9 protein-coding genes are annotated in these 12,582 nt (G+C 55.8%); 1 reads left to right on the forward strand and 8 read right to left on the reverse strand.

Translation table 11 applies throughout. From position 1 onward, the window contains the following. Positions 1-231: 231 nt before the first annotated feature. A complete protein-coding gene (locus RLO149_RS03615; RefSeq protein WP_245538119.1) occupies positions 232-2,706 on the forward strand; it encodes a sensor domain-containing protein in 2,475 nt (824 codons plus the stop codon). Positions 2,707-3,420: 714 nt separating this feature from the next. Here RLO149_RS03615 and RLO149_RS03620 read toward each other — a convergent pair. The 8 genes from RLO149_RS03620 to RLO149_RS03655 all read right to left on the reverse strand — a co-directional run bounded on the left by RLO149_RS03620 (position 3,421) and on the right by RLO149_RS03655 (position 12,517). Next, a complete protein-coding gene (locus RLO149_RS03620; protein ID WP_013960704.1) occupies positions 3,421-4,653 on the reverse strand; it encodes a class I SAM-dependent methyltransferase in 1,233 nt (410 codons plus the stop codon). 204 nt (positions 4,654-4,857) lie between these two features. Further along, entirely contained in the window at positions 4,858-7,371 is a 2,514-nt protein-coding gene (locus tag RLO149_RS03625; protein WP_013960705.1) for a cation:proton antiporter, read from the reverse strand. 240 nt (positions 7,372-7,611) lie between these two features. After that, positions 7,612-7,986, reverse strand: coding sequence for a hypothetical protein (locus RLO149_RS03630; RefSeq protein ID WP_013960706.1), 375 nt, complete (start codon positions 7,984-7,986; stop codon positions 7,612-7,614). Between the two features lie 243 nt (positions 7,987-8,229). After that, positions 8,230-8,958 (reverse strand): amino acid ABC transporter ATP-binding protein, encoded by a 729-nt coding sequence (locus RLO149_RS03635; RefSeq protein WP_013960707.1) that lies wholly within the window; start codon positions 8,956-8,958, stop codon positions 8,230-8,232. Then, positions 8,955-9,611 carry an amino acid ABC transporter permease gene (locus RLO149_RS03640; RefSeq protein ID WP_013960708.1) on the reverse strand — a complete coding sequence of 219 codons (657 nt, stop codon included), beginning with the start codon at positions 9,609-9,611 and terminating at the stop codon, positions 8,955-8,957. The genes RLO149_RS03635 and RLO149_RS03640 overlap by 4 nt, the downstream gene beginning before the upstream one ends. A 3-nt stretch (positions 9,612-9,614) precedes the next feature. Beyond that, positions 9,615-10,334, reverse strand: a complete 720-nt coding sequence (locus tag RLO149_RS03645; RefSeq protein ID WP_013960709.1) for an amino acid ABC transporter permease — start codon at positions 10,332-10,334, stop codon at positions 9,615-9,617. 60 nt (positions 10,335-10,394) lie between these two features. Then, the gene (locus RLO149_RS03650; protein WP_013960710.1) at positions 10,395-11,261 is read right to left on the reverse strand and encodes an amino acid ABC transporter substrate-binding protein; all 867 of its coding nucleotides are present in this window, start codon (positions 11,259-11,261) and stop codon (positions 10,395-10,397) included. A 311-nt stretch (positions 11,262-11,572) separates the two neighbouring features. After that, entirely contained in the window at positions 11,573-12,517 is a 945-nt protein-coding gene (locus tag RLO149_RS03655) for a LysR family transcriptional regulator (RefSeq protein ID WP_013960711.1), read from the reverse strand. Between the last annotated feature and the right edge of the window lie 65 nt (positions 12,518-12,582).

Genomic DNA, 12,582 nt, shown 5'->3' on the forward strand with positions numbered 1-12,582 from the left:
CATGCATGTCCGCTCATCCGCCGACGCCCTGACCAAGGTCCACCGTCGGGGAATCTGAAACCAGCCTCTGTGTGTTTCAAAAACCGAGATGTTTCACAGAATCCCGCGCAAAAACAGGCTCACTGCGCAGAATTGGAGACACCTGTTCATCAGACCCTAACGAAAATCGTTTAAGGCAAGGGCTTCGAGGTAGAGGTGGCGATGAAGTTCGAGACACTTCAGAGGACGTTTATGGATCTCACCGGCGATGCCGTCGTGGTTGGATGCATTTCGCCCGGGTGTGACATCGCCCGTGTCGCCTATATCAACAAGGGTTTTTCCCGCCTTTTCGGTTACGCGCCCAGCGACATAACCGGGCGATCCTTTGACGAGATCGGTGAGCTTCGGACCACGTTGCGCCTCTATGCGGCGCTTACCACAGATCAAACAGACTTGGAGCGAAACCCATCGACCCAATCGCAATTCACCCGCGCGGATGGCACTCAATTCTGGGCCAGCATTTCCTTTCTGGATGCCGGAGATGACCCGGAGGCAGAACGCTTCATCTGCGCAACCTATCGTGAAATTTCAGCGCTGAAAGACGCCGAGGCCAAAGCCAAACGATCCCGCGCGCGATTGATTGCTGCCTTGGATGCCTATCCTTCGCCCTTTGCGATTTACGACAAGGATGACTGTCTGATCGTCTGGAACGATGCCTATAGCCGTTCAATGACGGATGATCCTGCGGCGCTTTACGTCGGGATGCACCGAACAGAGGCGGCCCGCATCGCAATCGAAGGCGGCAAGATCGTGCAAGCCATCGGAAAGGAGAAAGAGTGGGCGTCAATTGAGCATCAGGAAGCGGATGTTGCCAAACCTGTTCAGGATCTGGAACTGGCCGGTGACATTCACCACAGGCTTTTGAGGTCGCGCGCAAAGAACGGCGACTTGGTCATGCTGAGGATTGATACAACCGAGCTTGTGCGACAACGCCGCGCACTTGAGGCGGCTCAGGAGCGCTTGATCTCTGCCATCAACGCTTACCCTGATCCATTCGCAATTTACGATGCGGAGCACAATCTGGTGGTCTGGAACCCGGCTTATGCGAGGTCCGTCACGGACACACCCCAACAACTGCGCACGGGAACCAACCTGAAAGACCTCTTGCGACAAGCGGCTTTTTCGGGGCGTATTCCGGCGGCGAGGGGCCGGGAGGAGGAATGGCTGGAGGGATACTATAGCCCCCAACTTCTCGACAGATCTGTTGAGGACTTTGAATTCGCGGACGGTCAGCATTTCCGTATTGTGCGTTCAAAAGCCAAGAATGGCGAATATGTGGTGTTGCGGCTGAACATTACCGAAGTGGTCAATCAGCGGCGCGCGGTGGAACGTTATACAAAGAAACTGGAACGCGCGAATGAGGAAATCACCCATACAGCAGTGCATGATGACCTCACGGGTCTGGGAAACCGTCGCCATTTGTCGCAAAGGTTTCAAGAGCTTGCAGAGTGCCAGCGGACGCATGGCGGCGAAATTGCCATGCTGCATATTGATCTGGACCGTTTCAAGCAGATCAATGACACGATGGGGCATGCTGCGGGTGATCACGTCCTGTTGGAAACGGCAAACCGCATCAGGCACGAGGTACAGCCGCAGGACGTTATCGCCCGCATCGGGGGGGACGAATTTGTTGTCTTGCTCCGTTTTAAGACGGGCAGCACACGCCCCTTTCAGTTGGCAACCACTCTGCTGAACGAGCTCCAGATGCCGGTGTATTTTGAAGGTAAGGAGTGTCGCTTTGGGGCATCAATTGGGGTTGCGGAAACGCCGCTTTCAGAAGTCGATAAACTGCTGACGAACTCAGACATCGCGCTCTACAAGGCCAAACGCGCAGGACGCGGTCGACTGGGTTTGTTTGACCGGAGCGACCTGCAGGACATCCTAAAAAATAAAAGGCTGGCGGATGATGTATTGCGTGCCATCGAAAAGGATGAGTTCGTGCCGTACTATCAGCCACAAATCGACTCCAAAACAGGTCACGTCGCGGGCGTGGAGGTTCTGGCGCGCTGGCAGCATCCGGAAAAAGGGATCGTGGCGCCAGAAGGTTTTCTGGCAACCGCAACGGATCTCAACGTAACTGCCAGCATTGATGAAATGATTTTTGAAAAGGCGATGAAAGACTGCGAAGGCGTTCTGCCACATTTGCCATCCCGGCCCTCGCTGTCCTTCAATGTGAGCGCAAGCCGGGTGCGGGAGAACAGCATCAATGAGATCAGAACACGGGTGTCAGGGTATTCAGGAAAAATCTGTTTTGAACTGTTGGAGACTATCTTTTTTGAAGAAGAGGACGACGCATTCCTTTTCCAACTGGACCGCTTGCGCGACATCGGAATCACGATTGAAATAGATGACTTTGGCAGTGGGCACGCGTCGGTCGTTGCACTACAGCGCATCGGACCGGACCGTTTGAAAATCGACGGCCGTTTGGTTGCGCAAGTGACCGAGAGTGACAGTGGTTTGCGGCTTGTGCGTTCAATCGTCGAAATCGGGCTCGCGCTTGAAATGGGTATTACGGCTGAGGGCGTGGAAACGCGGGAACAAGCCGCCGTCCTTGCCGATCTGGGGTGTGATCGGCTGCAGGGTTTCCTGTTTGCCAAACCGATGCCGTTCGAAAAGCTTCTTACCTTCGTGGCCAGAGATGGCTCGACTGAGTTTGTGGGGAACTGAATAAACGCAAGGTGTGTCATCGGTGGATGCATATGGTTCAAACCAGCCCGCCGCTGTGCCAAGTTATTTTTATCGATCAGAACACGTCTAATCAAACGCGCGGACGGTGTTGCTGCGCCCCTTTGCAAATGACGTCCAAACCGAAGGTTTACGTTGGCCGCGCTCACGACGCATTCGTTTAATCCTTAAAAAGGTTGAGCAAACTCTAGATCAGAACGAGGGAAGTTTCGGGGGGCAGGTCACTACCGTTGCAGGCTGTCCGATCGACGAAGACGCCGCATTGATATGTCCCTATTCAAGTTTGGAATGTGATGTTTTTAGTAATGTGCGAAACTCCGTATCTGTTTGTGGGACGAAATATCCAAGCTAGGCTGGCCAGCGCGACGGCGATCCACCGTGTTCTCAAATATCGATGGAGATGCTGTTTGTTGCTCAATCTTTCAGGTTTTGAAAATCCGAGATGTGCGTTGCAAAGCGATGTGGTTTGAGCGTTTTATAAGGGTGACGTGATAGAGTATACTGTTGCTTCGAAGTGCCATGGAAAGGCCGGTGCACTCATTCGAATGACACGTCGATCTTGGCACCTTGACCTGCATTTTCCACAGGCGGGCATACCCAAAGAACCGGTAGGAAAAAGGTGCTGATGCCGCACCTTCTTGCCATTTTACGTGCTGGATATGCACAGTCTGAGTCTGATCAGCAGAGATTTTTTCCTCAACTTGCTAACTTTTTTACGCTGTCTTTTGCCTTCGATGACCCGCTTTTTGTCTTGGCCTGCGAGGTGATATGAGGGGCGTCCCAGAGATGCGGTGGCAAATCCAGTGCGCGCTTTAGCCAACCCGTGGCATGATCTCCATCATTGGAGAGGGAGTTGTCAGCTGTCACCGTAAGGCTCAATTGGGATGCATCGTGTTGAGCGGTGACTGTCAAGTGGCCGCCTTCTGCTGCGAACTGCGGACGATCCAGCAAGAAAGCGGTTCGTCCCCAGTGGCCGTCGGAATCGAGGTCGTTTGCAAGCAGGATACCCGGGGCCAGTTCCATCTCGAAACTCACAAAGACCGCGTGGATGGTGCCGGGGTCAGCGCATACAAGTTCTGTCGTTTTTCGTGCGGATCTCACGTTTGGCTTGGTGAAATCAAACTGGAATAGCTCTGATGCGGGTCCTAAGGGCTTCAGCCGACAGGCTGTGAGATCATTAGGTGTAAGTTGCGCGACGCTGGCAAAGCGATGAAAGGCACTCAGATCAAATCCTTCTGCCTCCCGCGGGCGCAACAGGTTCAAGAGCCCTTCGCTTTGCACGAGTTGCGCCATCAATGTCCCGCGTTCGGGGATCGCGCGGGCTTGTGGTTTGGCAAGCATGTGCATCGCATGGGTGAGTGTCGCAAGCGCGCCTTCGCCAAGCAGGACGGTGTCAACAATTTCCGAGATCACCACATCCGCAGGTTCCGGAATATCCACACCCACCACAAGATTATGGGACAATTTCGGAATGACCGTGATGCGATCACTCAGGCCATTGTCATTGATGACCTGAATTGCTGCTTGGGCGATCAGGGGCTGTTGTTCGCAGGTGTAGACATGTTTTGCACCCGCGCGCGCCGCCAGCATTGCGGTCAATCCCGCACCGCAGCCGATGTCGAGTACAATATCACCGGGGCGAACTTTGGCTTTTATCGCCTTGGCATATGCGCTGTTACGCGCCTTGTCGGCAAGCATCGGGAAATGCCAGCGCGGAACGAACATCTGGTGCAGCCGCTCCTGAAGCACCTGCGCTTCATGGTGGTCGGGGGCAATGGCCAGGGTTTCGCTCAGCAGCTGTGATGTTCGAAGGCCGCCATCTGTCAGGGGCTCCAGTTTTGCGAGGTGAACGAGGGTGTCAGCGTCCTCGGCGCTTTGCTCAAACGCTTGTTTTGTTTGTGAAGATGTCGGTGAATTTCTTTCAGCCAATTTTGTTTTCCCTCATTTAAAGCAAATCCTGCCAACCGACATAATCAAAGCGAGACTCTAAAATATCGTAAAGGGACACCGGCCCGACCGCCACTCTGCGTCAAATGCATTGGGGTCATCCGAAAGCGCGGGCATTTTTGAACCGTCAGCACACCCCTCAGTGCGCATCTTTTGCAAAGATCGCAGCAGGCGCGCCGGCTCATATCAGGGTGAATGCGATTGATCCGCCCGCAATCCCTCAAGGTCGATGCCGCGTTTTTCGGCGCTGGCGCGTACTGCTGAGCGTAGTTTTGCACTGCGTGAGAGCAAACGTCGGAAGCGGTGTTCATCAAGGACGAGGAAGGTTGACGGCGCAATGGCACGCGCTTCAACGCGGATTTTTTTCTTTATCAGAATTGCCATTTGCCCGAACATCTCTCCGCGTCCCAACCGCCAGGACTGGCCTGCACTTTCCAACTCAACTGCGCCGGATGCGATGAAGTAGACCTGCTTGGCGGCACTGTCTTTCGTGATCAGCAGGTCACCGGCATTGGCGTATTGCGTCTTGAACGCGCGGCATAGCCGTTTCACGGCAGCTTCATCGAGGCCTACGAAGAGTGGAAATTGCCGGATCAGCTCCACACGTTGAAGCGCCAGATCAAGCAGCGGGCGGTCTTCAATCGCAGCGCGTCGCGTCGTGAGGTCCTGCATCAGCGTGGTGTGAACTTCTGCGCCAATCAAACCATCGTCGCGCATGGTGTTGTACTCTCGCTCTTCGATGCGAAGGACGGTCCGCCTGATGAAGCGACGCTCGAGTTCCTCAGCATAACCGGGGTATTGCAGGCGCAAACCCTCCAGCGCAGTTTCGACCATCTCGATACGTCTTGTGAGCATTTCCTGCAAAAGATCTGCAAGCCTGCGGCCATATATCCGGCGTATGCGACCCTCGATGAATGTTCCCATATCCTTGAGGATCAAACGTTGTGACAGGAGTTGTTCGAAGCGGTCAGCCGTCATTCGCGCCAAGGGGAATGATATGCCCAGACGGCTGTTCAGCAGCACGGCGGTGCGAAATGTCTTGCCGTAGGCCACGGAGCGGCGCGCGGCGCGTTGATAGCCGGTGCGCCCGCCAGTACGGGCGGCCTCAATCAGCCGATCCGCATTCTGGATCACCTGTTCGGCCATCCGCGCTGATATCGTGCGTTCCCGGACCCGTTCGAGTATCATGTCACGCTCAAAAGCAGCCAGTGCGATCAAGCCAAGGGTGACACGGTCCCGTTCCAGAATATCGTCAGCGTCCTCGGCCAGTTTGACTGCTGTATCCAGCCGCTCACCGAAATGTTTTGCTTCTGCGCGCACGATGTCATGTGTCAGATCGTAGTTCTCCGAAGTGCGCGCGACATCCTCCCGCACCGTCTGCAGCGCTACTGCAACGACTTGCCGCGACAGCGCATCTTCGATCGGTGACAGGCGGTCCAGACCAAGCCGACGGATCACCGTACGCAGGGTGGTTCCTTGCACCATCAGTGTGAAAAGCGTGAACCCGGTGGCGAGAATACCCACCACGCGCTGTAGTTCGCCCGGCACTCTTGCGCTTTCGGTGACGGCTAGAGCAAGTGCCAGCGTCACAGCACCACGCAGACCGCCCCAAAGAATGGCAACACGGTACTGCCGTTCTACCGGGGGTGAAATGCGTAGAATGGTCAGCAAGGGCAAAAGCCCAAACAGGATGACGACACGGGCGGCAATGGCCGCGAGAATGACCACGACAAGCAAGAAAAGATCACCAAGGCGGACTTCTTCAAGGAGGCGGGGAATAAGAAGGGCGGCGAGGATAAAGATCAGCGCCCCTGCCCAATGGGCCAGCAGTTCCCAGACTTCGCGCAGGTTCGCCCAGGATTGCGGCGACAACCTGCCCGGTCCTGTCAGGTTCAGGGTTAGACCTGCAACGACAACGGCAATCACACCGGAGGCCCCGACGCTTTGTTCTGCGACGATATATGCCAGATAGGGCAGCGCGACAGAGATTGAGATTTGCGCCAGCTCATAGCGTGCGAACGCCGCCATGACCCAGACCGCACATCGCGCGGCCAGCCAGCCGATCAGCGCGCCACCGATGATCAGCAATGGGAATTGCATGAATGCGTCGCTCAGAGTGGGGTCTGGGATGCCGAGCATAACGAACCCCATGAACAGACCAAACAGCGCGATGGCCGCAGCGTCGTTCAGCAGGCTTTCTCCCTCGATGATCCGGGACAAACGCCGTGGTGCCGAGATGGACCTGAAGATCGACACCACGGCAGAAGGGTCCGTCGTGGAGACAATCGCGCCCACCAGCAGGCAGGCCATCAAAGGCAAAGCACTGACAGAGGCCAGCGCATAGCCCACCGAAAGCGTCGCCACGACCACGGCAACGACGGCAAGGGTCAGGATCGGCACCCAGTCGTCGATCATACGCCGCAGGTTCATGCCCAATGTGGCCTGAAACAGCAAAGTTGGCAGAAAGACATAGAGGAACACGTTGGATTTGATTGGCAGGCCAAGGATCGCCTCGGCCACGGGGTTGAGCACATCCGTCAGATCCGTACGCAGGAAGAACAGCGCGCCCACCCCGATCAGAATGCCGACCAGTGCCAGAATAACCGTATAGGGCAGTCGTAAACGCGCGGCCAAGGGCTCTGACACCCCGATGACGAGGAACAGCGACGCGATGATGGTTGTGATCACTACGATATCCATAGGGATCAGATATCATACGGGCCATTGCGCGTATGTAAAAACACGCGGCCCTGAAGAGGAAAAACGATCAGTATGCGCAGCGGTCACGCCCGCACAGGACTGATGATTTAAGCGTGCCGTTTTGCGCCTGGAGGAAAGGCGCAGACTGCCAACGACAAGAACTGGTTTTGCCCGTTTTGTAACAGCGGCAAAGCAAGCGCATTGAGAAAGGTCAGGCCCTTGTCGAAGCGTTTTGTCGGCTCAGGGTGAATTGGTGCGCCAGAACGCGGTCGCCGTGGCGCATTCCGCTTCGTGAAATGTGGCCGCTTCAGGTCCCGAAGCATCGCCCTCAAAGCGTCCCACCCGCGCTGCGCAGTCGAAAAAGCCGGGAGCGGGCAAGCCTTCCCTTGCTTTGCTGATCACAAGCGCGGCGATCAAGGGGCGGGATTGGGCGGCGTCTTGTTCGATCAGAACCTCAAGCGCGACCGTCAATTGCTGTATTGTGTTTGGCGGTGACAGGTTCAAATTCAATGCGAGCGCCTGATAGGTGATCGGCGTTGATTGCCCCGCAATCTTGCACAGATGCGCGCGAACCCGCTCTGCCAAATCGTGGGCTGTGGTTTTGGTACTGGTCAAATCAGATCTCACAAGGTGCGATTGTGCGCGTTCCGTTTTGTCTGAAGCCTCTGCGCCATGCGGTCAACGTCTGAAACGCTGACCCCGATTAGCGCGCCTGCCCGGAAAGTAATACGCAGCGGCCTCTGAATCCGACCTATCATAGAATCCGAACGAAGGCAGTTCGGTTTTGTGCTGTTTGATATATGGGCAAAGAGCAGTGTGCGACCCACTTTGATGAGGATCGAAATGTCTGCCTTGTCCTCAGTGATTGAGTATCTTTGACAGAAAGTCCTTGGCGCGATCACTTGCGGGGTTGTCAAAAAACTCGGTGGTTGGCCGGTCCTCGATAATCGCACCCTCATCCATGAAAATGACCCGGTCGGCGACCTTGCGCGCAAAGCCCATTTCATGGGTCACGACCATCATGGTCATCCCCTCCTGAGCAAGCTCCACCATGACATCAAGCACCTCCTTGATCATTTCGGGATCAAGGGCGGAGGTTGGCTCGTCAAAGAGCATGGCAATCGGGTCCATCGCTAAAGAACGCGCGATGGCAATCCGCTGCTGCTGTCCGCCCGAAAGCTGACTGGGGTACTTACTTGCGTGATCCTCCATGCCGACCCGGGTGAGCAGTTTCTCAGAACGGGCAACGGCCTCTGCCCGGCTGCGTTTGAGGACTTTTTCTTGGGCAAGGCACAGGTTTTCCAGCACAGACATATGCGGATACAGCTCAAAGTGCTGGAACACCATGCCGATGCGCGAGCGCAGAGCCGTCAGGTTGGCCTTTTTGGCCGTTACCTCATCGCCGTCCACGACAACGCGGCCTTCCTGCACCGGTTCCAACCCGTTGACGCATTTTATCAATGTCGATTTCCCAGACCCCGATGGGCCGCATACCACGACAACTTCGCCCTTGGTCACGCTGGTTGTACAATCGCTCAGAACTTTGAAATCGCCATACCACTTGCTGATTTTGTCGATGCTGATCATGTGCTCATCCGGGACTTGAGGCTTCGCACGAGCATTGAGCCGGAGAAGCAGATTACGAAATAGACGACGGCGGCAAAGAGGTACATTTCAACCAGCCTGCCTTCGGTGCGCGCCACGATGGACGACGCCGTCATGAAGTCGCGCAGGGAAACTACGAACACCAGCGAGGTATCCTGAAACAGGATGATGCACTGCGTCACAAGGATCGGGATCATGTTGCGAAAGGCTTGCGGTAAAACGACATAGCGCTGGATTTGCCAATAGTTCAGCCCGGTGGACTGGCCCGCATGGACCTGACCCTGTTTCACGCTTTGAATGCCGGCACGCATGATTTCGGAATAATACGCGGCCTCAAACAGGACAAAGGCGATCAGTGCGGAATAAAAGCTGCCGATGGGGCGTCCGATGGCCAGAGGCACCAGAAAGAAAAACCAGAAGATCACAAGGATCAGGGGCACCGAGCGGATCAGGTTCACATAGGTTGCGGCGACCATCGCCAGTGGTTTGATGCCCGACAGGCGTGCCAATGCAAGTAACGTGCCCAGAACGATGCCGCCGATGATCGACAGGAAGGTCAGCCACAGGCTGAGTTGCAGGCCTTGCCACAGGAAGGGCAGGGAGTCCCAGATCAGGTTGAAATCAAAATCTTCCATCGCTCAGCCCTCCTTTCCGACATAGCCCGGAATGCGGGTATATTTCTCGAGGATCTGCATCAGGATCGTCGCGATCAGAGCGATGCAGACGTAAATCACAGTCGCAGCCGTGAAGGCTTCAAACCCCTGAAAGGTGTATTCAGCGATCTGCTGGCTTTGGGCGGTCAGTTCCAGAAGGCCGATGGTCAGCGCCAGTGAAGAGTTTTTGAAAACGGTCAGAAATTCGGATGTCAGCGGTGGCACGATCATGCGAAATGAAATCGGCAGCAGGACGTATCGATAGGTCTGCGATACGTTCAGGCCATGGGCCGTGGCGGCAGCGGTCAAACCGGGTGGGACGGTTTCGATTCCCGCACGGACCTGCTCGGCGATGCGCGAGGCTGTATAGAGGCCCAGTGCGACGACAGCGGTCACGAATTCGGGGTTTGGCATGTCGCGTTTCATCCAGCGGCCCCAGTCGTCGGGCACCATCTCTGGAACGGCAAAATACCAGATGAACATCTGCACCAGCAGCGGCACGTTGCGGAAGAGTTCAACATAGGTGGCGCAGATGGCCCGGATGAAACGATTTGGCACCGTCTTTCCGACCCCGACCAGCACGCCGATCACAATGGCGATGCACCAGGCGCTCAGCGCGACCGAAACGGTCCATCCAAAGCCACTGATCAGCCAGCTGAGGTATTGCTCCTCAAACAGAACGGCCCAGTTCCAATTGTAGTCCATCAGTCGCGCCCCGCATATGAAAAGACCGGCGGGCTATCTGCGCGCCGGTCCGGTTTTCGCTTACTCTGGCAATGCGCCGAGTATGAACGCCGCCTGCAAGAGCGGATCCGCAGGCACGCCAAGTGGGTCGAACCACTTGGAATAGATCTCAACAATTTCTCCGGTGCGGAACACTTCCGCGAGGGCTTTCTTTCCGACCAGCTCAAAAGCGCTGTCGTCACGGCGGACCATCAAGGCGTAAGGGTCAAATGACAGGAAATCACCGACAACGGCGAAATCATCCGGGTTCTTTGATTTTGAAATCAGACCATGCAGCAGGATGTGATCGGTCGCGTAAGCGTCCACACGGTCAGTTTCCAGCGACAGCATGCCTTCGGCGTGATCGCGTACGGGCAGGATCTTGACGTCCAGCCCAGCAGCCTCGACAGCGGCCATGACGGCGCGTTCGTTGGTTGTTCCTTGGGCGAGAGCCACAGCCATGCCATCAAGATCGGCAACTGAGTTGATGCCTGAATCCTTGCGCGTCAGGATTTTGGTGCCTGTCACAAACGTTACCGGCAGGTATTCGACTTGCTGCTGGCGCGTCAGGTTATTGGTGGTTGAACCACATTCCAGATCAATGGTGCCATTCGCCATCAAAGCGATACGGGTCTTGGGGTTGACCGGCACATATTTGATGGTCAGTTCCTGATCCAGCTCTGCGGCGACGGCATCGACGATTTTCATGCACAGATCAATCGAATACCCAACCGGGTTCTGGTTCTCATCAAGATATGAAAAAGGCACGGAACTTTCGCGGTGTCCGATGACGATCTCACCACTTGCGGCGATTTTGTCCAGCGTGCCACCGTGACCATCCGCCATCGCAACCGGGGCCGACAGGCCCAGTGCAACTGCCGCTGTCAGTAGTGTGTTCTTAAATAGCATTCGGGTACTCCTTGTTGATTGATAAGCTCGACGCTGTTGTTCTGATCTGAAGCCCAATCACTCCGTCAGATATGCGCAGCTAGGGAAAAAGTGAGCGTTTTGCATAGATTAAAGGTTAACCGTCTTGCTGCGCGCTAGTCTAATGCAAACTTCGCTCGCCAAATTGCGAGAACGGCAACTTAAGGGTTGACCGGTTTAGCCCGACGCACCGACGTTCGCCATATTGAACGGGTAAAGATGCCAGCGCGCGGGGTCGGTGACGGGTGACCCTTATCAGATCGAATGGAACGCCCGGCGTCGGCGTTGCCCGCTCACTGAACGTCAGACACAGCATCGTTCGAGGGTTTCGCCAAGCCGTTCAAATGCACAGGCAATGCGATGCTCGAAAGCACATTGCGCCAAGTGACATCTGACTGTGAGCTTTGACCCTCTGACAGGCGAAAAGCCTTGATATCCAATGTCTGGGTCGGAAGCTGGTCTTCGAGAGAAATCAGCGACCCGTTGGCCAGCGCGCCCACAACCAAGGAACGTGGCAGCCACGCCACGCCAATTCCCCCAAGCGCGAATTCATAAGCTGCGAGCGTCAGCGCCGTTTCCGCCTTTGACACAATCTGCAAACCACTTGGCAGCCGTGGGCTGATGTTGCGTTCAAAAACCTGTCCCAGAAACACGTCGGAGGGGTAACTTATGCCGGGGATCTGCGACATCTGCGCGATATCGGCCAGATCGGGCGCGCAGACGGGGATCAGGACGTCACCGCCAAGGGTCAGCACGTCAAAGGCGCGTTCAAAGAACGGCGTTTGCACCCCCGGCAAGGTGTACATGACCACGAAATTGACCTCACCTGACAGCAAGAGCCTCAGACATTCCTCTTGATTGCTTGAACGCACCCTGACCGAAACATCAGGGTCCGCGGTGAGCGCGCGCACGATCCACGGCGAAACGGTTGTGGTGATCGCGTGCTGGCAGGCGAAACTCAATGCCACGCCGGTCTGACTGGTCGCCATTTTCAGCTTGAGCCTGATTTTGCGCAACCGCATGCTGATGTCGCGCAGTTCCGGTGCAAGCGCTTCGACCCCGGGCATCAACGTGACGGGTTTACGCCGGCGGTCAAAAAGCTCTGTGCCGATACTGCTTTCGATGAGCCGCACGCGACGGGTAAAGGCGGATTGCGTCAACATCCTCTTCTCGGCGGCCCGCGCCAAGGACCCGTTGTCCAGAACGGCCAGAATATCGTCGATCCATTCCAAACGCATTTAAATCCACTCCGAATGATGTAAAACTTGCGATTTCCGCAATTTAGAGGCAGCAATTTGCATTA

The organism is Roseobacter litoralis Och 149 (genome assembly GCF_000154785.2).
Lineage (GTDB): Bacteria > Pseudomonadota > Alphaproteobacteria > Rhodobacterales > Rhodobacteraceae > Roseobacter > Roseobacter litoralis.